The sequence below is a fragment of the Microbacterium sp. GQ128 genome (assembly GCF_059758615.1).
This window is the reverse complement of sequence record NZ_JCAXDY010000001.1, coordinates 871,918-896,420: the sequence shown is the minus strand read 5'-3', so window position 1 is coordinate 896,420 and position 24,503 is coordinate 871,918. Positions and strand designations below refer to the sequence as shown.

General features: G+C 68.8%; 23 protein-coding genes and 1 tRNA gene. 15 read left to right on the top strand and 9 right to left on the bottom strand.

Annotation, left to right across the window (positions count from 1 at the left end; all coding sequences use genetic code 11):
• Positions 1–98 precede the first annotated feature (98 nt).
• Complete coding sequence (locus AC6CHX_RS04355; protein WP_498271757.1) at positions 99–2,432, top strand: arylsulfatase; 2,334 nt, start codon at positions 99–101, stop codon at positions 2,430–2,432.
• A gap of 52 nt (positions 2,433–2,484) precedes the next feature.
• Here the strand turns inward: AC6CHX_RS04355 and AC6CHX_RS04350 are convergent, their stop codons facing one another.
• Positions 2,485–3,438: an HAD family hydrolase gene (locus AC6CHX_RS04350; RefSeq protein ID WP_498271756.1), complete on the bottom strand. Its 954-nt coding sequence runs from the start codon at positions 3,436–3,438 to the stop codon at positions 2,485–2,487.
• Between the two features lie 288 nt (positions 3,439–3,726).
• Between AC6CHX_RS04350 and AC6CHX_RS04345 the strand changes: the two genes are divergently transcribed.
• Positions 3,727–4,071, top strand: coding sequence for a hypothetical protein (locus AC6CHX_RS04345; protein WP_498271755.1), 345 nt, complete (start codon positions 3,727–3,729; stop codon positions 4,069–4,071).
• A gap of 130 nt (positions 4,072–4,201) precedes the next feature.
• On the opposite strand, the gene AC6CHX_RS04340 is transcribed toward AC6CHX_RS04345, so the two are convergent.
• A tRNA-Arg gene (locus AC6CHX_RS04340) sits at positions 4,202–4,274 on the bottom strand.
• A 16-nt stretch (positions 4,275–4,290) separates the two neighbouring features.
• Complete coding sequence (locus AC6CHX_RS04335; protein ID WP_498271754.1) at positions 4,291–5,106, bottom strand: SGNH/GDSL hydrolase family protein; 816 nt, start codon at positions 5,104–5,106, stop codon at positions 4,291–4,293.
• A gap of 92 nt (positions 5,107–5,198) precedes the next feature.
• Here AC6CHX_RS04335 and argS point away from each other — a divergent pair, with 92 nt between their 5' ends.
• Both argS and AC6CHX_RS04325 read left to right on the top strand, forming a co-directional pair.
• Positions 5,199–6,863 carry an arginine--tRNA ligase gene (gene argS / locus AC6CHX_RS04330; RefSeq protein ID WP_498271753.1) on the top strand — a complete coding sequence of 555 codons (1,665 nt, stop codon included), beginning with the start codon at positions 5,199–5,201 and terminating at the stop codon, positions 6,861–6,863.
• A 40-nt stretch (positions 6,864–6,903) separates the two neighbouring features.
• Entirely contained in the window at positions 6,904–7,752 is an 849-nt protein-coding gene (locus AC6CHX_RS04325; RefSeq protein ID WP_498271752.1) for an LmeA family phospholipid-binding protein, read from the top strand.
• A gap of 18 nt (positions 7,753–7,770) precedes the next feature.
• On the opposite strand, the gene AC6CHX_RS04320 is transcribed toward AC6CHX_RS04325, so the two are convergent.
• From AC6CHX_RS04320 to AC6CHX_RS04305, 4 genes are read right to left on the bottom strand one after another with little or no spacing between them, the layout of a single operon-like run.
• On the bottom strand, positions 7,771–8,508 hold the full coding sequence (locus AC6CHX_RS04320) for an alpha/beta fold hydrolase (protein WP_498271751.1): 738 nt from the start codon (positions 8,506–8,508) through the stop codon (positions 7,771–7,773).
• Entirely contained in the window at positions 8,505–9,089 is a 585-nt protein-coding gene (locus AC6CHX_RS04315) for a TetR/AcrR family transcriptional regulator (RefSeq protein ID WP_498271750.1), read from the bottom strand. Before AC6CHX_RS04315 ends, AC6CHX_RS04320 begins: the two co-directional genes overlap by 4 nt.
• The gene (locus AC6CHX_RS04310) at positions 9,067–9,966 is read right to left on the bottom strand and encodes an alpha/beta fold hydrolase (RefSeq protein ID WP_498271749.1); all 900 of its coding nucleotides are present in this window, start codon (positions 9,964–9,966) and stop codon (positions 9,067–9,069) included. Before AC6CHX_RS04310 ends, AC6CHX_RS04315 begins: the two co-directional genes overlap by 23 nt.
• A gap of 57 nt (positions 9,967–10,023) precedes the next feature.
• Positions 10,024–11,070, bottom strand: coding sequence for a YihY/virulence factor BrkB family protein (locus AC6CHX_RS04305; protein WP_498271748.1), 1,047 nt, complete (start codon positions 11,068–11,070; stop codon positions 10,024–10,026).
• Positions 11,071–11,218: 148 nt separating this feature from the next.
• On the opposite strand from AC6CHX_RS04305, the gene lysA reads away from it, so the two are divergent.
• The 6 genes from lysA (at position 11,219) to AC6CHX_RS04275 (ending at position 18,572) form a co-directional block, all read left to right on the top strand.
• The gene (gene lysA, locus AC6CHX_RS04300; protein WP_498271747.1) at positions 11,219–12,637 is read left to right on the top strand and encodes a diaminopimelate decarboxylase; all 1,419 of its coding nucleotides are present in this window, start codon (positions 11,219–11,221) and stop codon (positions 12,635–12,637) included.
• A gap of 21 nt (positions 12,638–12,658) precedes the next feature.
• Complete coding sequence (locus AC6CHX_RS04295; RefSeq protein ID WP_136043233.1) at positions 12,659–13,963, top strand: homoserine dehydrogenase; 1,305 nt, start codon at positions 12,659–12,661, stop codon at positions 13,961–13,963.
• 2 nt (positions 13,964–13,965) lie between these two features.
• Positions 13,966–14,928, top strand: coding sequence for a homoserine kinase (gene thrB / locus AC6CHX_RS04290; RefSeq protein WP_498271746.1), 963 nt, complete (start codon positions 13,966–13,968; stop codon positions 14,926–14,928).
• A 164-nt stretch (positions 14,929–15,092) separates the two neighbouring features.
• Complete coding sequence (rho, locus tag AC6CHX_RS04285) at positions 15,093–17,045, top strand: transcription termination factor Rho (protein WP_498271745.1); 1,953 nt, start codon at positions 15,093–15,095, stop codon at positions 17,043–17,045.
• An 11-nt stretch (positions 17,046–17,056) separates the two neighbouring features.
• Entirely contained in the window at positions 17,057–18,136 is a 1,080-nt protein-coding gene (gene prfA, locus AC6CHX_RS04280) for a peptide chain release factor 1 (protein ID WP_376104984.1), read from the top strand.
• Positions 18,137–18,164: 28 nt separating this feature from the next.
• The gene (locus AC6CHX_RS04275; RefSeq protein ID WP_498271744.1) at positions 18,165–18,572 is read left to right on the top strand and encodes a hypothetical protein; all 408 of its coding nucleotides are present in this window, start codon (positions 18,165–18,167) and stop codon (positions 18,570–18,572) included.
• A 21-nt stretch (positions 18,573–18,593) separates the two neighbouring features.
• Here the strand turns inward: AC6CHX_RS04275 and epsC are convergent, their stop codons facing one another.
• Positions 18,594–19,163, bottom strand: a complete 570-nt coding sequence (epsC, locus tag AC6CHX_RS04270) for a serine O-acetyltransferase EpsC (protein ID WP_136043237.1) — start codon at positions 19,161–19,163, stop codon at positions 18,594–18,596.
• An 8-nt stretch (positions 19,164–19,171) separates the two neighbouring features.
• Entirely contained in the window at positions 19,172–20,110 is a 939-nt protein-coding gene (gene cysK, locus AC6CHX_RS04265) for a cysteine synthase A (RefSeq protein WP_498271743.1), read from the bottom strand.
• A 100-nt stretch (positions 20,111–20,210) separates the two neighbouring features.
• Between cysK and prmC the strand changes: the two genes are divergently transcribed.
• The 5 genes from prmC to atpB all read left to right on the top strand — a co-directional run bounded on the left by prmC (position 20,211) and on the right by atpB (position 24,483).
• Positions 20,211–21,071: a peptide chain release factor N(5)-glutamine methyltransferase gene (gene prmC, locus AC6CHX_RS04260; protein ID WP_498271742.1), complete on the top strand. Its 861-nt coding sequence runs from the start codon at positions 20,211–20,213 to the stop codon at positions 21,069–21,071.
• A 52-nt stretch (positions 21,072–21,123) separates the two neighbouring features.
• Positions 21,124–21,855, top strand: coding sequence for an L-threonylcarbamoyladenylate synthase (locus tag AC6CHX_RS04255; protein ID WP_498271741.1), 732 nt, complete (start codon positions 21,124–21,126; stop codon positions 21,853–21,855).
• The gene (locus tag AC6CHX_RS04250; RefSeq protein ID WP_376104999.1) at positions 21,852–23,021 is read left to right on the top strand and encodes an MraY family glycosyltransferase; all 1,170 of its coding nucleotides are present in this window, start codon (positions 21,852–21,854) and stop codon (positions 23,019–23,021) included. The genes AC6CHX_RS04255 and AC6CHX_RS04250 overlap by 4 nt, the downstream gene beginning before the upstream one ends.
• Positions 23,021–23,554 carry a Cg1360 family ATP-synthase-associated protein gene (locus AC6CHX_RS04245; protein WP_498271740.1) on the top strand — a complete coding sequence of 178 codons (534 nt, stop codon included), beginning with the start codon at positions 23,021–23,023 and terminating at the stop codon, positions 23,552–23,554. Before AC6CHX_RS04250 ends, AC6CHX_RS04245 begins: the two co-directional genes overlap by 1 nt.
• A 143-nt stretch (positions 23,555–23,697) precedes the next feature.
• Positions 23,698–24,483: a F0F1 ATP synthase subunit A gene (atpB, locus tag AC6CHX_RS04240; protein ID WP_205820389.1), complete on the top strand. Its 786-nt coding sequence runs from the start codon at positions 23,698–23,700 to the stop codon at positions 24,481–24,483.
• The last annotated feature ends 20 nt before the right edge of the window (positions 24,484–24,503 follow it).

Genomic DNA, 24,503 nt, shown 5'->3' with positions numbered 1-24,503 from the left:
CACCCTGCGGGGATGAGCGGCGTATCGGCTTCCCCGTACGCGAAGGCGATACTCGGGACGGGCAGGCAAACCGGCAACCCGTGATCGAAGGGGAGAAGATGTCGGAATTCAATTCGGACTTCGCAGGGAAGATCTCGCTGGACGTGCGCGACTCGGTCCCGGACTGGTCGCCGTACGAACTGAAATCGGCGCCCGAGGGCGCGCCCAACGTCCTCGTCGTCCTCTATGACGACACCGGCATGGCGTCCTGGTCGCCCTACGGCGGCCGGATCAACATGCCGACGATGGACCGGCTCGCCAGGGACGGACTAACCTACACGCAGTGGCACACCACATCGCTGTGCTCGCCCACACGATCGACCATGCTCACCGGGCGCAACCATCACGTCAACCGTGCCGGGGTCATCATGGAGGGCACGAACGGATTCCCCGGACTCGCGGGTCGGCTGCCGGCCGAGTGCGCGACGATCGGGCAGATCCTCCAGGAGAACGGGTACTCGACCTTCTGGGTCGGCAAGAACCACAACGTGCCGGAAGAGGACAACGCCCCCGGTGGCCACCGCTCGATGTGGCCGCTGCAGCTCGGCTTCGACCGCTTCTACGGCTTCCTCGGCGGAGAGACGAACAACTGGTACCCCGACCTCGTCGAGGACAACCACTTCATCGAGGCGCCGGCGACTCCCGAAGAGGGATACCACCTCTCCAAGGACCTCGCCGATCAGGCGCTGAGCATGATCCGCAACCAGCAGGCATCGAACCCCTCCAAGCCCTGGTACATGTGGTTCTGTCCTGGCGCCAACCACGCTCCGCATCACGCGCCGCAGGAGTACATCGACAAGTACAAGGGCGCCTTCGACGACGGCTACGACGCCTATCGCGAATGGGTGCTCGCCCGCATGGTCGAGAAGGGTGTGGTGCCCGAGCGGACCGCGCTGACCCCGGTCAACCCGCTGCCGGAGGACGTCGCGAATCCCGCCGACTTCGTGCGTCCCTGGGACGAGCTGAGCGACGACGAGAAGCGGCTGTTCGCGCGGTTCGCCGAAGTGTTCGCCGGCTTCTCCGAATACACCGACGCGCAGGTCGGCCGGGTCATCGACTATCTCGAGGAGACCGGTCAGCTCGACAACACGCTCGTCTTCTACTGCGCGGACAACGGCGCCTCCGGTGAGGGATCGCCCAACGGATCGGTCAACGAGAACAAATTCTTCAACGGCTACCCGGATGACCTCCAGGAGAACCTGGCGATGCTCGATCGACTGGGCTCGGCCGACACGTACAACCACTATCCGACCGGATGGGCCGTCGCGTTCTCGACGCCGTTCCAGATGTTCAAGCGCTACTCGCAGTACGCGGGCGGAACGTGCGACCCGATGGTGATCCACTGGCCCAAGGGCATCGCCGCCAAGGGTGAGATGCGCCACCAGTACCACCACTCCGTCGACGTGGTCGCGACGGTGCTCGACGTCGTCGGCGTCGAGATGCCCGAGACGTATCGCGGCGTGAAGCAGCAGCCGCTCAACGGCGTGTCGATGAAGTACAGCTTCGATGCCGCGCCCGACGCACCCACTCAGAAGAAGACCCAGTACTACGCGATGCTCGGCACCCGCGGCATCTGGAAGGACGGATGGAAGGCGGCGGCCGTGCATGCGCCGCTCACCGGACGTGGGAACTTCGAGGCGGACGTGTGGGAGCTGTACAACGTCGAGGAGGATCGCTCCGAGTCGAACGACCTCGCCGCGAGCCATCCTGAGAAGCTCCAGGAGCTGATCGACGCGTGGTTCGAGGAGGCGGATGCGAACTTCGTGCTCCCGTTGGACGACCGCTCGGCACGTGACCAGCTCACGGTCGAGCGCCCCCAAGCGGAGCCGCCGCGTGAGCGCTACATCTACTACCCGGGCTCGGCGGCGATCCCCGAGAGCGTGGCCGTGAACGTCCGTGGTCGGTCGTACAAGATCATCGCTGACGTGGTGCTCGACGAGGGCGCCCAGGGCGTGCTCTTCGCCCACGGCTCGCGCTTCGGGGGTCATTCGCTGTTCCTCAAGGACAACCGGCTGACCTACGTCTACAACTTCCTCGGGATCCCGCCGGAGCAGAGCTTCACGTCCGAGGAGTTGGCGCCGGGGCCGCACACGCTCGGTGTGGAGTTCATCCGCGAGTCGGCGGGTGAGCACGGCGAGTCGCTCGGCACGGCCACGCTGTACGTCGACGACCGCGCGGTGGCGTCCGGTCCCATGCGGGCGCAGATCGGCAAGTTCACCCTGTGCGGCGATGGACTGTGCGTCGGCTGGGACAGTGCGGATCCGGTGAGCAGTCAGTACAGCAACCCGTTCCCGTTCACCGGCGGCAAGCTGCTCGGTGTCGGGGTCGACGTGAGCGCGGAGCAGTATCGCGATCTCGAACTCGAGGCGGCGGCCATGCTCTCGCGAGAGTAGCCGCACGAAAGAAGGCCCGGAGAGTATCGATCTCCGGGCCTTCTGCGTCGTCTCAGGCTCCGTCGACCTCGGACGATGCCGCGGGGAAGACGGTCGCCCAGTCATCCTTGACGCTCACGACGGTGTACCCGGCGCCCGAGGCGGATGCGAGGGACTTCTCAGCGCCCGCATCGTAGGGCGCGTCGCCGCGGTCGGCGTCGTCGTGGTGGATCAGCATCGCGAACCCGGGGCGCGGGCCCTTGCGGGCGAAGTCGAGCATGGCCGTGTCACCGTTCGAATTCCCGCCGGCGAACAGCGGGCGCCGACCGATGCGGCTCCAGATCCGGATCGGCTTCTCGGGCCCGTCGTCGAAGAAGGCGAGGGAAGACGAGTACCGCACGGTGGCACCCGCGTCGTCCCAGCTGAGGCCGAAAGCGGAGCCCACCACGCGCTCGGGCGGGATGCCGTAGTTCGCCTGCGTCATCGGGCGCATGAAGTCGCGCTCGCCCCCCGACACGATGTAGCAGGTGAACCCGTGGTGCTCGAGGTAGCGGAGCAGCTCGATCATCGGCTGATAGACCGCGTCGGCGTACGGGCGCTTCAGAAGCGGATGCTGAGCTGTGCGGTAGAACTCGGCGACCGACGCGGCATAGTCCTCGACGCTCATGCCGTCGGTGAGGCCGACGAGGGCCTGGATGATGGTCTTCAGGTCCGAGTCATCCCCTCCGTAGTGCTTGTCGATCGCTGTGCTCAGCCAGCCGAAGTCGCCGCTCACGGCCGCCAGATACGGCTGTCGCTCGGCGAGCTCCGGGTTGTGCTCTGCCGCGAGACGCCATTGCTCCACGACGTAATGCAGTTGCGTGGGCATCGGCTTCTCCGACCACAGCGTCCCGTCGTTGTCGAACACGGCGATGCGCTCTTCGACGGGCACCGCGTCCGGTCCCTCGGTGACGGAGGCGATGAACGCCTCGATGGCACTGCGCGTGGGGGTGTCGCGCCAGGAGGGAAGGGAGCTGTGATCGGTCATGTCGGGGTCCTCGCTTCTCGATGAGTGGGCGGCGATGGCCTCCAGAGTCGCATCCGCGGTCTCCTCGTGCAGCCCTCCGTCACCCGGTCGGGGCGATGCGGAAGGCCCCGCACGCGCGGCCGCGGTCGGAGCAGAGTCACGGATGGGTGGGCCGCCGCGGAGCCGTACTGAATCACCGTGACGGCGAATCCGCAAGGGGGTCACGTGCGGAAATGACTCGACCCTAGTGTGAAAGCGCCGCCCCGGACCCGGTGGCGAGACGCATCCGGACGAGTCCAGGGAGTGAGCATGAAGACACTCGTCACCCAGGTCGGAAGCTATCTGACCGGCGACGCGACGGCCGATGCGGTGGTGCAGTACTGGCTGGCGTTGACCGAGGAGCGGCGGAACGATGTCGTCGAGATCCCCGTCGTCGGATCGGGTGGCGAGCGCGTGAACGTCCGCCTGGCGCTCGGAGCGATGCTCCCCATCGCCGTGGTCGAAGCAGACCTCGCACCGGAGATCGACGATGACGAGGGAGCGGCGAGAAGACTGCTCGCGCGGGCACGTACGCTGACGCCGACGGCCGTGCCCGCCTTCGAGCCGGGGGAGGAGCCCGAGGGGCTGGCCGGGTTCGAGTCCTCGCTGATGTGAAGCCGCCTACTCGATGCGACTGCGTCACGGCCGCGCCCGTCGCCCCGTCCACTGCGCTGGATCCCGCCCGGAAACGACGAGACCCCGCCTGGATCAGGCGGGGTCTCGTCGTGCTGCAGTTGATCTGATGTGCCCCCGACAGGAGTCGAACCTGCGACCTACGGTACCGGAAACCGGCGCTCTATCCACTGAGCTACGGAGGCGTACCGATCGACAATATCACTCGTCGGGGGTCGTCTCCGACCCACCGGCTTCGGTGACCGGTGCGGCGCGCAGCTCTTCGAGCGCGGAGGCGAGCTTCTCGGCCAGATACCGGTGCCCGTCGGTGGACGGATGCTTGCGCCCGACCTCGACGTCGATCACGTCGAGGTAGTTCTGCTCGGTGATCCAGTTCTGGGCGATGGGGGAGATGTACCACCAGCCGCGGGCTCCGGCGAGCTCGCCGAGGTCAGCGTCGATCCGCGCGGTCGCGGCACCGACCGGCAGCTCGTGCGGCGCCGGTCCCAGCACGACGATGACGGCATCCGGGTAGGTCGCGGCCATGGCGTCCCAGGCGCCGGTCACGGCCTCGCGGTAGCCCTCGACGCCCTGAGCCCGGTCGTTGATCGAGCCCTGGATGATCACGAGGTCAGGTGCGAATGTGGGGTCGAGTGCTGCGATGCGCTCCCCGAAGGCCGGGCCGTCGAGTCCGGGCTTCAGATACCCGCTCCCGCGGACGCCGTCGACGACCGTCTCGCCGCCGATCAGGTTGGCCAGGACGTACGCATAGCCGAGCGTCGGATCAGTCGCGGCCGAGCCGTAGGTCCACGAATCTCCGAACACGAGCACGGTGGGGTGATCGGGCAGTGCGAGCGGCGCGGGTGCGACCGCCTCGGAGGCCGCGCCGGCCGCCGCGACCGGGGCTCCGACGGGCGCTGCGGAGGGTGCTGCTGTCCATGGCCGCCACATGCCCAAGACGCCTGCCGCGACGGCGAGGACGAGGGCGATGGCGACCCCTGCGGTGCGCAGTCGACGACGGGTGGCGGGGGCCTTCATGGGATGAGAGTAGATCACTGCGCGCCGATTGCGAATTCCGCGCGCCCCGCGCCGTCGGATGGCCTGTCCCCGACCCGTAAACTGGGGAGGCTATGAACCCCGAAACCCTCGCCGCCGCCGTCCTCGCCGTCCTCGCTCCGATCGCCGAGGAACGACGTCCCGGCGAGCCTCTCGGAGTCTCCGCGGCCGACATCGTGCTGGAGCGTCCGCGCAACCGCGATCACGGCGACTGGGCATCGAACATCGCCATGCGGCTCGCGAAGCCGCTCGGCACGAACCCGCGTGAGCTCGCGCAGCAGATCGTCGACGGCCTCGCCGCCGTCGACGGCATCGCGAGCGCGGAGGTCGCCGGTCCCGGGTTCATCAACATCCGTCTGGACGCCGCCGCAGCGGGTGCGCTGGCGAAGGTCATCGTCGATGCCGGCACCGCCTACGGAACCAACGCGTCGCAGGCCGGCGTCAGCGTGAACGTCGAGTTCGTCTCGGCCAACCCGACCGGGCCGCTGCACATCGCGCACACCCGCTGGGCGGCGCTCGGCGACTCGATCGTGCGTCTGCTCCTCGCCAGCGGGGCGCATGCGGTGCGTGAGTACTACATCAACGACGCCGGAGCGCAGATGGACCGCTTCGCCGTCTCCGTGCTCGCGGCTGCCAAGGGCGAGCCGACTCCCGAGGGCGGCTACCCCGGTGCGTACATCGCGACGCTCGCCGGCCGGGTACTCGAGTCGCGTCCCGACCTGCTGCAGCTTCCCGACGCCGAGCAGCTGAGCGTCGCGCTGGAGCTCGCCTACGAGTTCCAGCTCGCCGAGATCAAGAGTTCGCTCGAGCGGTTCAACGTGCCGTTCGACGTCTGGTTCTCCGAGCGCACGCTGCACGCGAAGGACGCATCGGGCACGAGCCTGATCGACCAGGCCGTCGACCGCCTGCGCGAGCAGGGACACGTCTTCGACGAGGAGGGCGCCGTCTGGGTGCGCACGACCGACTTCGGCGACGACAAGGATCGTGTGATCCGTCGCTCGAACGGCGAATACACCTACTTCGCCGCCGATGCCGCGTACTACCTGAACAAGGGCGACCGTGGCTTCCAGAACAAGATCTACCTCCTCGGGGCCGACCACCACGGCTACGTGCACCGCCTGAAGGCGGTCGCCGGTGCCGCGGGTGAAGACCCGGAGAAGAACGTCCAGGTGCTTATCGGGCAGATGGTGTCGATCAACGGCGCACGCCTCAGCAAGCGGGCGGGCAACATCATCGAGATGGACGACCTGCTCGACTGGCTGGGCACCGACGCGCTGCGGTACTCGCTGGAGCGCTCGCCCGCCGACTCGCCGCTCGACCTGGATCCGGAGCTGCTGCAGAAGCGCACGAACGACAATCCCGTCTTCTACGTGCAGTACGCCCACGCCCGCACGCACAACGTCGGGCGGAACGCGGCCGATTCGGGCGTCGACCGCTCGGAGTTCGCCCCGGAGACGCTCATGCACGAGTCCGAGGCCGCGCTGCTGGGAGCGCTGCAGGAGTTCCCCCGCATCGTCGCATTCGCCGCCGAGGTCCGCGAGCCGCACCGCGTCGCCCGCTACCTCGAGGAGCTCGCGGGGCTCTACCACCGCTGGTACGACAACTGCCGTGTGATCCCCCAGGGTGACGACCCGATCGAGAGTGTGCACCGCACGCGTCTGTGGCTGAACGACGCCGCCGGTCAGGTGTTCCGCAACGGCCTCGATCTGCTCGGAGTGAGTGCGCCCGAGCGCATGTGATGAGCGCTGCCATCCGGTCGGGTACGGCAGGATGGCAGGCATGAGCGACGACAACCACACCCTGCCGTATCCGGACGCCTCGACCGAGCATCCGACGCTCGTGATCCCGGGGAACGCCGCCGGTCAGCAGGCCGCGCCCGCGCCGCGGAAGCGCCGCCGCTGGCCGTGGGTGCTAATGATCGTGGTGGTCGTTCTGGCGCTGCTGGTGGTCGCCGCCGAGTTCATCGCCCGCGCGGTCCTCCCCGGAACCGTGCGGTCGATCGTCATCGAGCAGCTGGATCTCCCTGCGGACCAGCAGCTCGAGGTGGAGACGGAGGGACTGCTGCTCCCGCAGCTCATCGGCGGATCCCTGGACACGCTGCACCTGTCGACGGACTCGGTGACGCTGGAGGGGATCACGGGCGCGGCCGACGTCACTGCGACCGCCGTCCCGCTGCGCGGCGGCGATCTGGGGGGAGCTGCGGGAACGATCCGCATCGATCAGGAGGAATTCACCTCCCTGCTCACCGGCACCGAGCTGCCCGTCGAGTCGGTCGAGTTCGCTGCCCCCAATGCGACGGTGAGCGGCTCGATCACCGTGTTCGGGGCAGCCGTGCCGCTCTCCCTGACGCTCACGCCCGGTGCTGTCGATGGGGACCTGGAGCTCACGCCGGTCGCCGCGAGCATCGGCGGACTCGACATCGACCTCGACCAGGTCGGCTCGACGCTGGGGTCGCTCGGCGAGGGGCTGACGAGGCCGCAGCGGGTGTGCATCGCCGATCAGCTGCCGGCCGGGCTCACCCTCACCGGACTGGAGATCGTCGACGGCGCAGCCGTGATCGACATCGACGTGGACGGGGCGATCGTCACCGACACATCGCTGCAGGACAAGGGCGTCTGCCCGCGCTGAACGGTTCGGGCGGCATTCTCATCGGCCGCGCGCTTCCTCGATGCGTCGCGCGAGCCACTCGGGGCGCTGCAGCGGGATGCCGTGTCCGCATCCGTCGACGACCTCGAGCGTGCTGTGGGGGAGTGCGGCGTGCAGCGCTGCGGCCGAGCGCCTCATGAGCTTCTTCTCCGCTGCCCCGACCAGGATCAGTGCCGCTCCGGGGAACGTCGACCATCCGGCGGGTGGCGCGAACCGCAGATTCTCCTCGACCGAGGTGAGCAGCGTCTCGCGGGAGAGGGACGACGACGTCTGGAGGTAGTCGGCCAGGTGAGACTCGGGCACGAAGAGCTCCCGCGCCTGCAGCCGTGCGAACCTCTCGTTCCTCGCGAGCCCAGCGGTCGCCCCGAGCAGCGCCAGAGTCGGTCCGGTCATGCGTAGGGGCAGCGCTTGGGCGCTGATCACCACGGCTCTTTCGACGAGGTCGGGACGCACAGCGGCGAGCAGCACGGCGAGTTGTGCTCCGAGGGAGAACCCGACGACGGTGGCCGGGTGTCCCTCCTCCTCGAGGATGCGCGCGAGCAGGTCGACCGTCGCGCGATGTGAGGTGTACGACTCCGCCGCGCTACGGCCGTGACCGGGGAGGTCCGGTACCAGCACCCTCGCGTGAGGAGGAAGGTGCGCGCGCATCGGCTCCCACATCCACCCGGCTACGCCACCGCCGTGCAGGAGCAGCAGTGGGGGTTCGCCCGTGCGCCCGAAGGTCTCCCGGTGCATCATCTCTCCGTCTCGAAGGCCGCGGCCATCCGCCCGATGGTGTCGATCGTGCCCTCCAGCAGTGCCGGGTCGAGCGGTCCGAGCAGCCGCGCCGCCGAGAGCAGCCCGATCGTCGTGCTCGACAGCGCCAGAGCGAGCGTGCGCGGATCGACATCCGCGACGATCAGGCCGCGCTCCTGCAACTCGCGGAACCACTCGACGACCCGCTGATGGCGCTCGCGGTAGCGTCCGTCGGTCTCCTCCATCACGTGGGAGCCGAGGATGCCCTGATCGTCGAGGAAGGCAGCGGTCATCAGGGGGTCGTCGAGCAGCGCGCGTGCCGTCGCGCGACAGGCGTCGCTGAGACGAGGATGCTCACCTAGTTCGCCTCGGACCCGATCGGCCATGCGCAGGTTGCCCTGCAGCAGCAGCGCGTCGAGGACGTCGCGCTTGCCGGCGAACTCCAGGTACACGGCACCCTTGGCGATGCCGGCGCCCTCGGCGATCGCGGCGACGCTCATGGCATCGAACCCGTGCGCGAGCACGAGCGTTCGTGCCGCATCGAGGATGCGCTCCCGTCGGTCAGGTATCCGTGGTCGGGGCACCGGCACTCCTCAGCTGCTCGAGCATCGCGGGGATGACGAGGTCGGGTCGGTCGCGCTGCACCCAGTGGCCGGCACCGGGGACGAGCCGGAGCGATCCGGACGGCAGCAGTGTGGCCGCCGTCTCGATGCGAGCGGCGGGGACTCCGGTGTCGCGATCGCCGTGCACCAGCAACGTGGGCGTGCGTATGCCCGCGAGCTGACCCGTGTAGACCGTTCGCAGACGGCTCCAGAGAACCTGATCGCGCTGCCAATGCTCGAACGACTCGAGACTCGTTCCTCCGGCGGCTTCGGCGAGGACCGCATCGACGAGCTCGGGGGTGCGCGCCTCGGGATTGCGCACGAGGTCGCGGAGACCGCGCTCCATCGCGGGGCGGTTCCGCGCGTAGGAACGGGTCATCGCGGCCAACAGCCCGGAGCGCAGCAGGAGGAATGAGGTGAGATGAGTGATCCGTCCGCGGAATCCGTCGGCGAGACGGGGCATCAGGCCGTAGCAGCCCAGCAGGATGGCGGTCCGAGCCCGGCCGGGTTGATCGAGCAGGTGCCCGACGCTCATCCCGCCGCCGAGGGAGAGCCCGGCGATCGCGTAGTCGGTGAGGCCGAGCGTGTCGACGAGTTCGCCGACGTGCCTGACGAGTCTCTCCTGGGTGAGGGGCCAGTCGGCCCGGGGGCTGTGCCCGAATCCGGGATGATCCGGCGCGATGACTCGGTGCCCCGCATCCGCGAGTGCCGGCCCGACCTCGCCCCACGAGAGTTCGGCGCTGTCGGCACCGCCTCCGTGCAGGAGCAGGGCGGGAAGCCCGGTCTCCGCAGCCGGCCGCCACTCCAGGGCGGAGACCGCGGCATGCGGAAGGTCGATGACCGTGCGTCGGGCGTCCATGGCGTCCTCTCGTTGTGACCAGTATAGCCGGTTCGGTCACAACGAGGCGCGATGCGGCTATGCGGACTTCTCGGTGGACGCCGCCTCCTGTGCAGCGCGCAGCTCCGCGGTGGCGACCTTGACGTCGACCTCGGCGCGCTGCAGACGCCGCTGGACGAAGGTCGTCGCCGCGAAGCGGGCGTGCACCCGATCGGACTTCTCCTCCTCGGCCGTCACGATGTACGCGCACGCGAACAACATCACCTGCGCCGAGAAGTTCAACCAGATCAGCAGCGCGAGCAGCGAGGCGAAGGAGGCGAGAAGCGGGTTGCTCGTCGCTCCGCCCACGAAGAGTCCGGACAGCTCCTGCAGGACCAGCAGGCCCAGTGCGCCCAGCAGCGCTCCCGGCCAGAGCGAACGTGCCGACGGGCGCACCCCGGAGAGCAGGAGGAAGACCCCGATGATGATCGCCGTGTCGAGAGCGAAGACGACGACGAGGGAGAGCAAGCGCACGGTCCAGGCCACGACGGGTGCGTCGGCGGGGAGGCCCAGCAGATCCGCGACCCAGGAGACGCCCAGCTGCCCGGCGAAGGTGACGGCGGCGGAGAGCACGAACGCCAGGCCGATGCCGATGGCCAGCGCGAGGTTGCGGAGGATCACCCAGATCCAGAGGATGTCGGCCTGCACCGTGCCCGCGAGCACCCGCACGGCCGTGCGGAGCGATCCGATGGCGCCGAGTGCGGCGCCGACGAGGGCGATGAGCGAGATGATCCCGGCGAGCGACAGGGACGCCGGCGCCTGGAGGTCCTTCGTCTTGATCACGCCGTCCTTGCCGATGAGCCCGGGCACGGCCGACTGCACGGCGTCGATGATCGCCTGCCACGCCACCGGGTTCCCGGCGAGCCACAGAGCCGCGATCGAGAAGCCCAGCAGCACCCCCGCGAACACGCTGAAGAGGGCGCGGTAGGTGACGCTGTCGGCGAGCATCGGCCCGCGGCGCTCGGTGTACAGCAGCGCGGCGCGCACCGGCCGGCGCGCGAGAGCCCACGCGATGATCGGTCCGGTGATGCGCGGGATCAGTCCCGGACGCGCGGGGGAGTCCTTCGTCGTTTCAGTGTTCGCCACGCCCCCACCCTAGGAGGCTGAGACAGGCTGTTGCAGGGGCTTGACGCGGCGCGTCACCATGATCAGGGACACGCGGTCGGTGCCCTAGAATCGGGTCAACCTCGATGTGCGCGACCCCGCCCGAGATCCTTCCCACGATTGGTGATCAGTGCTTCTCCCTGCCGATTCGCTCGCTCCGGAATGGCTCGCTGTGCCCGATGACGCGAACGACCTCGCCGAAGGCGTCTGGCCGGCGTCCGCGACGCGTGATGGCGACGGCGTGCTCGACATCGCCGGTGTCAGCGCCACCGCCCTCGCCCGCACCTACGGCACGCCGCTGCTCGTGCTCGATGAAGAAGAGGTGCGCGGGCGAGCCCGGCGGTTCCGTCTCGCATTCGATCGCGCCGCCGCCGACAACGGCACCACGGCTCAGGTGTACTACGCCGGCAAGGCGTTCCTGTGCACGACGGTCGCGCGCTGGGTGGTCGACGAAGGCCTGCGCGTCGACGTCTGCACGGGGGGAGAGCTGGCCGTCGCCCTCGCGGCCGGTGTGGCACCTGGGTCGCTGGGGTTCCACGGCAACAACAAGTCCGTCGCCGAGCTCGAGCGTGCCGTCGAGGTGGGCGTCGGGACGATCATCGTCGACAGCGCCATCGAGATCGAACGGCTCGCGGCGATCACCGCTCGCACCGGCGCGACGCAGCGGGTGCTGGTCCGCGTCATCAGCGGCGTGCACGCCGAGACCCACGACTTCCTCGCCACGGCTCATGAGGACCAGAAGTTCGGCTTCCCGCTCCCGGAGGCCGAGACCGCCGTCGCCCGCATCCGCGAGATCCCGGGTCTGGTCTTCGCCGGACTGCACTGCCACATCGGTTCGCAGATCTTCGGCGTCGCCGGCTTCCGCGAGTCCGCATCCCGCGTGCTCGACCTGCACGCCACCCTGCTCGACGGCGGTCCGGTGCCGCAGCTCAACCTCGGCGGCGGCTTCGGCATCGCCTACACGCGCGTGGACGACCCGACTCCGATCGAAGGACTCGCCGACGCGATCGTCACCTCGGTCGCGGAGGGCTGCGCTGCACGCGGCATCCCCGTTCCCGCACTGTCGTTCGAGCCTGGTCGTGCCATCGTCGGCACCGCGGGCATCACTCTCTACGAGGTCGGCACCACCAAGGACGTGACAGTGGCGACGGGCGCCGTGCGCCGATACGTGAGCGTCGACGGCGGCATGAGCGACAACGCGCGCCCCGCGCTGTACGGCGCCCAGTACTCGGCGCGCCTCGCCTCGCGCATCGGGTCCGGTGAGCCTCGACTCAGCCGGGTCGTCGGCAAGCACTGCGAATCCGGCGACATCGTGGTCGACCACGAATACCTGCCCGAAGATCTGGTGCCCGGCGACCTGCTCGCCGTGCCGACCACCGGTGCGTACTGCGTCCCGTTGGCGAGCAACTACAACCATGTACCGCGTCCGCCCGTCGTCGCCGTGCGCGATGGACGATCGACGGTCATCGTCCGAGGCGAGACCGTCGACGACGTGCTGGCCCGTGACGCGGGCATCGACGGGGCGCACGCCCCCGAGGGAGAACAATGACCCACCTCCGAAGGAGCAACCATGACTGAATACCGACGACTTCGTGTGGCACTGCTGGGTGCCGGAGCGGTCGGGTCGCAGGTCGCGGCGCTCCTGCTGCGCCACGGCGACGAGCTGGCCGACCGTGCCGGTGCGGAACTGGAGCTCGCCGGCATCGCGGTGCGCGACGTGGATGCGCCGCGTGACGTCGATCTCCCCAAGGAACTCTTCACCACCGACGCGGAGTCGCTGATCCTGGGTGCCGACATCGTGATCGAGCTGATCGGCGGCATCGAGCCCGCCCGCACCAGCATCCTGCAGGCGATCGGCTCCGGTGCCGACGTCGTCACTGCCAACAAGGCGCTGCTCGCCACGCACGGCCCTGAGCTGTTCGAGGCCGCCGATCGCGTGGGCGCATCCGTCTACTACGAAGCCGCGGCCGCCGGTGCGATCCCGATCATCCGGCCACTGCGCGACTCGCTCGCCGGCGACCGGGTCGTGCGCATCATGGGCATCGTGAACGGCACGACGAACTACATCCTGGACCGGATGGACTCCGAGGGCGCCGACTTCGCCGACGTGCTCGCCGATGCGCAGCGTCTGGGATACGCCGAGGCCGACCCGACCGCCGACGTGGAGGGCTACGACGCCGCGCAGAAGGCCGCCATCCTCGCGAGCCTAGCATTCCACACGGCCGTGCCGCTCGAAGCCGTCTACCGCGAGGGCATCACCTCGATCACGCCGTCCATGATCGAGGAGGCCCGCGCTGCGGGCTTCGTCATCAAGCTGCTCGCGGTGTGCGAGCGCATCGAGGCCAACGGCGCCGAATCGATCTCGGTGCGCGTCTACCCGGCACTCGTGCCGAACTCGCACCCCCTCGCATCCGTGCACGGCGCCAACAACGCCGTCTTCGTCGAGGCGGAGGCTGCCGGATCCCTGATGTTCTACGGCGCGGGAGCAGGTGGCGTCCAGACCGCCTCCGCCGTGCTGGGTGACGTCGTCTCCGCTGCCCGCCGTCACATCGCCGGGGGCGTCGGAGTGGGCGAATCGACCAGGGCCAACCTCCCGGTCGTTCCGATCGGACACGTCACCACCCGCTACCAGATCACGCTCGAGGTCGCGGATGCGCCGGGCGTGCTCGCCACGGTCGCCGGAATCCTCAGCGACGGCGGGGTCTCGGTCGCGACGGTCGTGCAGACCGTCGAGGGCGAAGACGAGCCGACCGCCCGTCTGATCATCGGCACGCACCGCGCGACCGAGCAGGCGCTCAGCGCCACCGTCGACGCTCTCGCCGACAGCACGGTCGTCGCCCGGGTCGTCTCGGTGCTCCGGGTGGAAGGCGAGTGACGATGGCGTCAGCCCTCGCCCCCGTCGAGGGCAATCCGGTGGAAGGTCGCACCGTCGAGGTTCGGGTGCCGGCCACGAGCGCGAACCTCGGCCCCGGCTTCGACACGCTCGGCCTGGCGCTCAGCATCTACGACACCCTGCAGGTCACGGCGCTGCCGGCCGGTGAGCTCGAGATCGAGGTGACCGGCTCGGGTGCGGCCGAGATTCCGCGCGATGCGTCGAACCTCATCGTCCGCACGATCGCCTACGTCTTCGCCGATGCGGGTCGCCCCGCCCCGGGTCTGCGCATCATCGCGGAGAACGGCGTCCCGCATGGCCGCGGACTGGGCTCATCGGGTGCCGCCGTCGCCGCCGGAGTTCTCGCCGCGAAGGGACTGCTCGCCGGCGACGTCGAGATCGGCGACACCGACCTCCTCCGTCTCGCCACCGAGCTGGAGGGCCACCCCGACAACGTGGCTCCGGCGCTGTTCGGCGGGCTGACGATCGCCTGGATGGGGGAGCGCGGGCCCCAGCACAAGAAGCTGCTCGTGCACCGCGGCGTCTCGCCCCTCGTGCTCGTCCCCGCGTACACGATGTCGACCTCGCAGGCGCGTTCGCTGCAGCCTCCGCACGTCTCGACTGCGGATGCGGTGTTCAACGTCTCGCGCTCCGCACTGCTGATCGCGGCCCTGATGCAGAGTCCGGAGCTGCTCCTCGACGCGACCGCCGACCGCCTCCATCAGGACTATCGCGCCGAGGCGATGCCCGAGACGCAGCGGCTCGTGCAGGCGCTGCGCAAGGCGGGCTTCGCAGCCGTCGTCTCCGGTGCCGGTCCCAGTGTGCTCGTGCTGGCCGACGGGCCGGGCAGCCGCCAGGACGCGGTGGAGCTGGCCGATCGAGTCACCGACACCCCGTGGGAGGCGCTCCTGCTCGCAGTCGACGTGCGTGGTGGTACAGTGGGGACTCGAGCGGAGGGCTCCACGTAGCTACGTGAATCTGGCCCCATTGCAACTCTTGCAAGACCCGCACGCAAATCCCTGTGGCACAAGTGCCGAGGCTGGCTGGCGCCGAGCGTCAGCCCGTGCGATCGCGCGCAGCACCCGTTGTGTGCGTTCAACGCTCATTCCCCATGACATATAAGGGAGTACTCGTGGAGAACCTCTCCGAGACCCAGAACGACCAGTCCGCTTCGGTGTCCGAAGCCCCCGCGACCGAGGCCGCACCGGCGCGCAAGCGCGCACCGCGTCGTGCCAGCACCGCCACGGCGGAGGCGAAGGCCGAGAAGGCCGAGGCGGCGAAGGCCGAGAAGGCGGAGGCCGCGCCGAAGGCGGAATCCGAGCCGAAGACCGCATCGGCGCCCGCCGAGGCATCGGCCGAGCCCGCGGAGGCCGCGCCCAAGGCGAAGGCACCGCGTCGCAGCCGTGCGAAGAAGTCGGATGCCGAGGCCCCGACCGCGGAAGCCGCTCCGGCAGAGGCGCCGGCCGCAGATGCCGCTCCGGCAGAAGCTCCGGCGGAGTCGGCGCCTAAGTCGACCGGCCGCGGACGCCGTGGCGCCCAGAAGACGGCAGCCCCCGAGGCCGAGGCTGCAGAGGCGGCGCCCGCGGCGGATGCCGCTTCCGAGACGGCTCCCGCCGAGCCGGCCCAGAACGGCAACGCTCGGGGCCGCAACGCGCAGAACAACAACGCGCAGAACAACAACGCGCAGAACAACGACAACGACGACGACTCCGAGGGCGGCGAGGAGCAGGGCGGCCGTGGTCGCAACCGCAACCGCAGCCGTAACCGTGGCCGTGGCCAGAACGGTGCCGCGCAGGAGCAGCAGGCTCAGCCCGCCGACGATGACCAGTCCGGTGGCAACAACCGCAACCGTCAGCGCAACAAGCGTCGCAGCGGTGTCCCGACCGACGAGTTCGACACCGAGATCGGCGAGGATGACGTCCTCATCCCGATCGCCGGCATCCTCGACGTCCTCGACAACTACGCCTTCGTGCGCACCACCGGCTACCTCGCCGGTCCCAGCGACGTGTACGTCTCGCTCGGCCAGGTGAAGAAGTACAACCTCCGCAAGGGTGACGCCGTCGTCGGCTCGATCAAGCAGCCTCGCGAGGGCGAGCAGCAGGGCCGCCAGAAGTACAACGCGCTGGTCAAGGTCGACTCGATCAACGGCCTGTCGGTGGACGACGCGGCCACCCGCGTGGAGTTCGGCAAGCTCACCCCGCTGTACCCGCAGGAGCGTCTGCGCCTGGAGACGGCCCCCGAGAAGCTGACCCAGCGCATCATCGACCTGGTCGCCCCGGTCGGCAAGGGCCAGCGCGGCCTCATCGTCGCGCCGCCCAAGGCCGGCAAGACGATCGTCCTGCAGCAGATCGCGAACGCGATCGCGCAGAACAACCCCGAGGTGCACCTCATGGTCGTGCTCGTCGACGAGCGCCCCGAAGAGGTCACCGACATGGAGCGCTCGGTCAAGGGCGAGGTCATCGCCTCGACGTTCGACCGTCCGGCCGAAGACCACACCACGGTCGCCGAGCTCGCCATCGAGCGTGCGAAGCGCCTGGTCGAGCTCGGTCGCGACGTCGTCGTGCTGCTCGACTCGATCACCCGCCTCGGCCGCGCGTACAACCTGGCCGCCCCGGCGTCCGGTCGCGTGCTCACCGGTGGCGTCGACGCGTCGGCGCTGTACCCGCCCAAGCGGTTCTTCGGTGCGGCGCGCAACATCGAGAACGGCGGATCCCTCACGATCCTCGCCACGGCGCTGGTGGAGACCGGCTCCAAGATGGACGAGGTCATCTTCGAGGAGTTCAAGGGCACCGGCAACAGCGAGCTGCGCCTGTCCCGCGCCCTCGCCGACAAGCGCATCTTCCCGGCGGTCGACGTGAACGCGTCGAGCACCCGTCGCGAAGAGATGCTGCTCTCGGCCGACGAGGTCAAGATCACGTGGAAGCTGCGTCGCGCTCTCGCGGGCCTGGACCAGCAGCAGGCTCTCGAGGTCGTCCTCGGCAAGCTCAAGGAGACCAACTCGAACGTCGAGTTCCTCGTGCAGATGCAGAAGTCGATCCCGACGCTTCCCTCGGGCGCGCACGGGCACGACAACAACATCCGCTGAGCGGCTGAGCCGTGTTCGAGTCCGTCCAGACTCTGATCGACGAGCACCGCCGGGTGCAGGAGGAGCTCTCCGACCCGGCGGTGCACGCCGACGCCGCCCGCGCGAAGCGCGTCAACCGCCGCTACGCCGAGCTGTCCCGCATCGTCGCCGCGTACGAGGCCTGGATCGCCGCGACCGATGATCTGGAGACCGCGCGCGAGTTCGCGCGGGAGGACGAGTCGATCGCGGCCGAGATCCCGGCGATGGAGGAGGAGCTGCAGGCCGCACAGGAACGGCTGCGGCGTCTGCTCATCCCGCGCGATCCGGACGATGCTCGCGACGTGATCATGGAGATCAAGGCGGGGGAGGGCGGTGCGGAATCCGCGCTGTTCGCCGCCGACCTGCTGCGCATGTACATCCAGTACGCGGCGTCCAAGGGCTGGAAGACCGAGCTGCTCGAGCGGAACGAGTCCGACCTCGGCGGCTACAAGGATGTTCAGGTCGCCATCAAGGGATCGTCCTCCGACCCCGCCCAGGGCGTGTGGGCGCATCTGAAGTACGAGGGCGGCGTGCACCGCGTGCAGCGCGTTCCCGCGACCGAGTCGCAGGGGCGCATCCACACCTCGACCACCGGCGTGTTGGTGTTCCCCGAGGTCGACGAGCCCGAAGAGATCCACATCGACCAGAACGACCTCAAGATCGACGTGTTCCGCTCCTCCGGTCCCGGCGGTCAGTCGGTGAACACGACCGACTCCGCGGTGCGCATCACCCACGTGCCCACCGGCATCGTCGTCTCGATGCAGAACGAGAAGTCTCAGCTGCAGAACCGCGAGGCGGGTATGCGCGTGCTGCGCGCCCGCCTGCTCGCGCGCCAGCAGGAGGAGCTGGATGCCGCGGCTTCCGATGCCCGCCGATCGCAGATCCGCGGCATGGACCGCTCGGAGCGCATCCGCACCTACAACTTCCCCGAGAACCGCATCGCGGATCACCGCACCGGCTTCAAGGCTTACAACCTCGATCAGGTCATGGACGGAGCGCTCGACCCGTTGATCGAGAGCGCGATCACGGCCGACGAGGAAGCGCGGCTCGCCGCGGTCGGCTCCGACTCCTGACGCGCAGCGCGAACGCTATGATCGGGCCGTGATCACACTTCTGTTCCGCGGTCTGATGTATGTCGTGTCGGCCGGTCTCGGCCTGATCGCCGCCGACCTCGCCCTCGATGGTTTCCAGATCGAATGGGACAAGTGGTGGGGCTTCGTCGTCTGCATCCTGATCTTCGCGATCCTGCAGAGCGTGCTCGCGCCGTGGGTGGGCAAGATGGCCACGCGATATGCCCCCGTGCTCATGGGCGGCATCGGCATCTTCTCGACGCTGATCTCGCTCATCATCGTGGTGCTGCTGCCCATCGGCGGACTGCGCATCACCGACCTCACCGGCTGGCTTCTCGGCTCGGTGATCGTCTGGCTCATCACCGCGCTCGGCAGCGTGCTGCTTCCTCTGATCTTCCTGCGCAAGAGGGTCGAGGCGGTCAAGACCAAGCGGCGCTGAGCCCTTCGGTCTCGCCGACGCTCAGATCGCGTAGTCCGGCGCGGTGAGCAGCGCTCTGGTGTCCTCGCCGGTGTGGCGCTGACGCGGCTTCGCGGGAACCCCGACGAGGATGCTGTCGGCCGGTGCATCGCGGGTGACGACGGCATTCGCTCCGACGACGGAGTGAGCGCCGATGGTCACGGGGCCCAGGATCTTCGCGCCGGCACCGACCGCGACCCCGTCGCCGAGTGTCGGGTGGCGTTTGCCGGAGGTGCGCGTCCGTCCGCCCAGAGTCACACCGTGGTAGAGCATCACATCGTCGCCGATCACGCTGGTCTCGCCGATCACCACTCCCATCCCGTGATCGATGAAGAAGCGGCGACCGATCCGCGCGCCGGGATGGATCTCGATCCCGGTCAGCCAGCGCGACAACTGCGAGCCCGCGCGCGCGAGCAACCGCAGCCGGCGTCGCCAGAGCGCGTGCGACACGCGGTGCGCCCAGATGGCGTGGAGCCCCGGATACAGCAGAGCGACCTCGGCGCTGCTGCGCGCGGCGGGGTCACGAAGGCGAGCCGCCGCGACGTCCTCGCGCATCCGCCCGATCATGCCCATCGAAACCCTCAGTCTTCGCGCAGGTCCTCGAACAGCGCGGTGGAGAGGTAGCGCTCACCGGTGTCCGGGATCACGACGACGATCGTCTTTCCGTCGTTCTCCGGGCGAGCGGCCACCTTGAGCGCCGCCGCGACAGCCGCGCCGGAGGACATGCCGACGAGCAGACCCTCCTTGGCGGCGAGGTCGCGGGCGACCCGCAGCGACTCGTCGAACTCGGCGGTCATGATCTCGTCGAGCACATCGCGGTCGAGCACGTCGGGGACGAAGTTCGGGCCGATGCCCTGGATCTTGTGCGGGCCGGGGTGGCCCTCGGTGAGCACGGGCGAGTCCTTGGGCTCGACGGCGATGACCTGCACCCCGGGCTTCGCGGCCTTGAGGGCCTGTCCGGTCCCCGTCACCGTTCCGCCGGTGCCGACGCCCGCGATGAAGATGTCGACCGCGCCATCGGTGTCGCGGAGGATCTCCTGCGCCGTGGTCTCGCGGTGGATCTGGGGGTTGGCCGCGTTCTCGAACTGGCGGATCCAGATCGCGCCGGGCGTCTCCGAGACGATGCGCTTGGTCTCCTCGATCGCGCCGCTCATGCCCTTGGTGGGATCGGTGAGCACGATCTCCGCGCCGAACGCCTTGAGCAGCACTCGACGCTCCTTCGACATGGAGGCCGGCATCGTCAGGATGACCCGGTAGCCGCGGGCGGCGCCGACCATGGCGAGAGCGATGCCGGTGTTGCCGCTCGTCGACTCCACGATCGTGCCGCCGGGCTTCAGCTCGCCCGACGCCTCCGCGGCGATGATCATGGCGATGCCGATGCGGTCCTTCACGCTCGATGCCGGGTTGTAGTACTCGAGCTTGGCGAGCACAGTGGCCCCGAGGCCCTCGGTCACGCGGTTCAGACGCACGAGCGGCGTGTTGCCGAACGCGGTCGTGATGTCGGAGTGGATGCCGGGCATGAGGAGCCTTCCTGTGCGGGGGTCGCTGCCGGTCCAGCCTAGGGGAGGGGCCTTGTCGCAGCGGCATTGTGACAGCCCATCGCGCTCTACGCTGGAAGCCATGTCCGACACCTCTCTTGCGGCGCTCGTCCGTGCCGCCGCTCAGCGCCTGGCCGACGTCGGCGTCCCCGATCCTCTGGTCGATGCGGAGCTGCTCGCCGGGCACGTGCTGGGTCGGCGACGCGGCGAGGTGCAGGCCGCGATCATCCGCGGAGACGACGTCGACGACGAGTCGGCGGGCGCTCTGGAAGCCCTGGTGACGCGCCGTGCCGCACGCGAACCCTTGCAGCACATCACCGGCACGGCCCCGTTCCGTCATCTCGAGCTGGCTGTCGGACCCGGTGTCTTCGTGCCGCGGCCGGAGACCGAGACGGTGGTGCAGTACGCGATCGATGCACTGCTCAACTCCGCGGACCCCGCACCGATCGGCGTCGACCTCGGCACCGGCAGCGGTGCGATCGCCCTCGCGATGGCGACGGAGGTTCCGCACGCCCGCGTCTTCGCCGCCGAGCTCTCCGAGGATGCGCACGCATGGGCGAGCCGGAACGTCGCCGGCGTCGACAATCTGACGCTCGTGCTGTCCGACCTGGGGGAGGCCTTCCCCGAGCTCGACGGCACGGCATCGGTCGTCATCTCGAATCCGCCGTACGTGCCGGACGCCGCGATTCCGCGCGATCCGGAGGTGCGGCTCTTCGACCCGGCGATGGCGCTGTATGGGGGAGAGGACGGCCTCGACATCGTGCGCGTGCTCAGTTCCCGGGCGCTCGCGCTCCTGCATCCCGGAGGCCTGCTCGTGATCGAGCACGGCGAACTGCAGGGCGAATCGATCAGGGACATCCTCGCCGCGGACGGGTGGCGCGCGCCGGCGACGCATCGCGATCTCACCCTGCGGGATCGCACCACCACCGCACTCCGGCCCTGATCAGCCGGCTCGGAGCATCTGCAGCACTCGCGCAACGTAGAATCGAACCGTCATGTCAACCATCTTCGACTGCCGCGATGACTCGCAGCTGCTCGCCGGCATGCGCCATGCGCGCCAGGCGATCGGCCGTGGCGAACTCATCGTGATGCCCACAGACACCGTGTACGGCGTCGCCGCCGACGCCTTCTCCCCGGCCGCCGTCCAGCGGTTGCTCGACGCGAAAGGGCGCGGTCGCGATCAGCCGCCGCCCGTCCTGATCGGGACGAAGGAGACGCTCGCGGCTCTCGCCGAATCGGTCCCGGAGCCGGTCGAACGCCTCGTCGACGCGTTCTGGCCCGGCGGTCTCACGATCGTGCTCCCTGCCCAGCCCTCGCTGGTGTGGGACCTCGGTGAGACGCTCGGCACCGTCGCGGTGCGGATGCCAGAAGGACGCGTGGCTCTCGAGCTGCTGGCCGAGACCGGTCCGCTCGCCGTCTCCAGCGCCAATCTCACGGGCCAGCCCGCGGCGATCTCGGCGTCGGACGCGGAGGAGATGCTGGGCGACAGCGTCGCCGTGTACCTCGCCGACGGTCTGAGCAAGGACGGCATCGCCTCCACCATCGTCGACGCGACGTCTCTGGTCCGTCGCGGAACGGATGCCGAGCCCGGCACCGTCCGCATCCTCCGAGACGGAGCGGTCACGCGGGAGCAGCTGCAGGAGGTGCTCGGCGACCTGCTCGAACCCGAGGAGCCCCAGGGCGCGGAGCATGTGCATGCGGAGGAGCCGCAGGACGCGGATTCGTGAAGCAGTATCTCGCCACGGTCATCCTCACGGCAGCGATCACCTTCGCGCTGACCTGGGCGGTCTGGCGACTCAGCCTCCGATTCAAGCTGTATCCCGGCATCCGCGAGCGCGATGTCCACACGACGCCGACACCGCGTCTCGGCGGTGTCGCGATCTTCCTCGGGATCGCCGCCGCCTTCGGATTCTCGGCCGTCAACCCCTTCTTCCAGAGCATCTGGATCCCGCCGCAGACGATGTGGTCGATCCTGGGAGCCTCGCTCCTGATCGCGATCATCGGTGTCGTGGACGATCTCTGGGACATCGACTGGATGATCAAGCTCGGCGCGCAGTTCCTGGCCGCGGGACTGATCACCGTCGGAGGCGGACTGCAGATCCTCTCGCTGCCGTTCGGCGACCTCATCGTGGTCTCCAGCTGGCTGAGCATCACCATCACCATGTTCGCGATCGTGATCGTGATGAACGCGGTGAACTTCATCGACGGACTCGACGGACTCGTCGCCGGGGTGTGTCTCATCTCGAACGGCGTCTTCTTCGCCTACTCGTACATCTTCACGCGTGACTCCGGCGCCTCGAGCTACTTCAACCTCTCCACGTTCCTCGCCGCAGTCCTGATCGGCGCCTGCCTCGGCTTCCTGCCGCTGAACTGGAGCCCGGCGAAGCTGTTCATGGGGGATTCGGGCGCTCTCGTGATCGGTCTGCTGATGGCGACGTCGGCGATCTCCATCACCGGGCAGATGGATCCGTCCGCTCTCGATCCCGAGCGCCTCGGTCGCTCGCAGCTGATCGGTGCCTTCCTGCCGATCCTCCTGCCGCTGCTGGTCGTGCTGCTGCCGCTGCTCGACTTCGGTCTGGCCGTGCTGCGACGCATGAGCGCGGGTCGCTCTCCGTTCTCGCCCGATCGCAAGCACCTCCATCACCGGATGCTGGACCTCGGCCACCGCGACCGCGACGCGGTCCTCATCTTCTACGCGTGGACGGCCGTCATCTCACTCGCCGTCCTGCTGATGTACGTCGGTGCGCGGGAGGACTGGCCCGGCCAGTACCTTCCCGGCGTCGGCTTCGGCGTCGTGGGCATCGCCGCGTGCCTCGTCGTCACCCTGAGCCCCACCCGCCGCAGGAAGAGCGCAGCGGCCGCCGAAACCGACCCGACACCCGTGGAGTCCTGATGAGCCCGAGCCCCGTTTCCAGCACGCCGATCCTGCGTCGCACCCTCATCTGGTCGGCTGTCGCGACCGCCGTGCTGGCCGTCGTCGCCGGCGGTGTCGGCTACGCCGTCGCCGGGGGAGAGGGGCTCATCAGCGGGCTGTCGGGCGTGCTGCTCGCAGCCGTGTTCCTGGCGATCACCGGCATCAGCATCCTCATCGCGAACCGCTGGTACGGCGACCCGATCTACGTGCAGCTGTTCTTCGCGATCGTCCTCGGGGGCTGGCTGCTCAAGCTCGGACTGTTCGTCGTCGCGATGATCCTGCTCGCCGGCCAGCCCTGGCTGGAGCCGATGGTGTTCTTCCTCTCGATCGTGGCCGGCGTCCTGATGTCGCTCGCCATCGATGTGATCGTGCTCACCCGTATGCGGCTGCCCAACGTGAGCGACACCACGCTGCCGACAGAGGTGCCCGAGGATCGTGCGCCCGGAAACGCGAATCGCGTCGACGAGGGACCGGTCGACGAGGGACCGGTCGACGGGGGCCCGCGGTCTTAGGGGACCCTCAGATTCTGATACTGTTGAAACGTGCCCGCCGCTCGCCCGCGAGCGCTTGCGCTGATTGCACACCGACCATCGTCGCCCCGGTTTAGACCGGTGCCCCGAAGCTGGAGCCCGCGCTGTTTAATCTTGCTGCGACCCTGACCCCCCGACTTGCCTCCGACGGCGAGTTCCACGGCCCTTCGATCGACGATTTCTTCCCGGAGATCCTCTTCTACGTAGGCCCGATCCCCGTCAACCGGATCCACCTGGTCCAGTTGCTCGCGGTGATCGCCGTGGTGCTGATCCTCTGGCTCGGCACCCGACGCATGAAGGTCGTTCCCGGACGCTTCCAGAGCCTGGTGGAGATGGGGCTCGGCTTCGTCCGCACCAACGTCGCCCACGACATGCTCGGGCGCAAGGACGGTGATCGCTTCCTGCCGATCCTCACCACGATCTTCTTCATGGTGCTGTTCATGAACATCACGGGAATCATCCCGTTCCTGAACATGCCGGGAACCGCGATCGTGGCGGTGCCGCTGACGCTCGCCGTGGTCAGCTACGTGACCTTCATCTACGCGGGTATCAAGCGCCACGGACTCAAGTTCTTCAAGAACTCCCTGTTCCCTCAGGGCGTGCCGGTCGCCGCGATGCCGATCGTCGCGATCATCGAGCTCATCTCGACGTTCATCCTGCGCCCCGTCACGCTGACGCTGCGTCTTCTCATGAACCTCGTCGTGGGGCACATGATCCTGGTGCTCGCGTTCTCCGCGACCCAGTTCTTCTTCTTCACCGCGGGCGGCGGCTGGGCCGCGCTCGGTGTCGGAACCCTCGCCTTCGGCGGCGCCTTCACGATCTTCGAGATCCTGGTCGCCGTCCTCCAGGCATACGTCTTCACCGTCCTCACCGCGGTCTACATCCAGCTCGCGGTCGCAGAAGAGCACTGAGCGGGCAGGCATCAGCCTTC

What these genes read in the sequence shown, in the direction of transcription:
- AC6CHX_RS04355 (WP_498271757.1), top strand. Translation starts at nt 99, where the DNA reads ATGTCGGAATTCAATTCGGACTTCGCAGGGAAGATCTCGCTGGACGTG.
- AC6CHX_RS04350 (WP_498271756.1), bottom strand. Translation starts at nt 3,438, where the DNA reads ATGACCGATCACAGCTCCCTTCCCTCCTGGCGCGACACCCCCACGCGC.
- AC6CHX_RS04345 (WP_498271755.1), top strand. Translation starts at nt 3,727, where the DNA reads ATGAAGACACTCGTCACCCAGGTCGGAAGCTATCTGACCGGCGACGCG.
- AC6CHX_RS04335 (WP_498271754.1), bottom strand. Translation starts at nt 5,106, where the DNA reads ATGAAGGCCCCCGCCACCCGTCGTCGACTGCGCACCGCAGGGGTCGCC.
- argS (WP_498271753.1), top strand. Translation starts at nt 5,199, where the DNA reads ATGAACCCCGAAACCCTCGCCGCCGCCGTCCTCGCCGTCCTCGCTCCG.
- AC6CHX_RS04325 (WP_498271752.1), top strand. Translation starts at nt 6,904, where the DNA reads ATGAGCGACGACAACCACACCCTGCCGTATCCGGACGCCTCGACCGAG.
- AC6CHX_RS04320 (WP_498271751.1), bottom strand. Translation starts at nt 8,508, where the DNA reads ATGATGCACCGGGAGACCTTCGGGCGCACGGGCGAACCCCCACTGCTG.
- AC6CHX_RS04310 (WP_498271749.1), bottom strand. Translation starts at nt 9,966, where the DNA reads ATGGACGCCCGACGCACGGTCATCGACCTTCCGCATGCCGCGGTCTCC.
- AC6CHX_RS04295 (WP_136043233.1), top strand. Translation starts at nt 12,659, where the DNA reads ATGACTGAATACCGACGACTTCGTGTGGCACTGCTGGGTGCCGGAGCG.
- thrB (WP_498271746.1), top strand. Translation starts at nt 13,966, where the DNA reads ATGGCGTCAGCCCTCGCCCCCGTCGAGGGCAATCCGGTGGAAGGTCGC.
- epsC (WP_136043237.1), bottom strand. Translation starts at nt 19,163, where the DNA reads ATGGGCATGATCGGGCGGATGCGCGAGGACGTCGCGGCGGCTCGCCTT.
- cysK (WP_498271743.1), bottom strand. Translation starts at nt 20,110, where the DNA reads ATGCCCGGCATCCACTCCGACATCACGACCGCGTTCGGCAACACGCCG.
- prmC (WP_498271742.1), top strand. Translation starts at nt 20,211, where the DNA reads ATGTCCGACACCTCTCTTGCGGCGCTCGTCCGTGCCGCCGCTCAGCGC.
- AC6CHX_RS04255 (WP_498271741.1), top strand. Translation starts at nt 21,124, where the DNA reads ATGTCAACCATCTTCGACTGCCGCGATGACTCGCAGCTGCTCGCCGGC.
- AC6CHX_RS04245 (WP_498271740.1), top strand. Translation starts at nt 23,021, where the DNA reads ATGAGCCCGAGCCCCGTTTCCAGCACGCCGATCCTGCGTCGCACCCTC.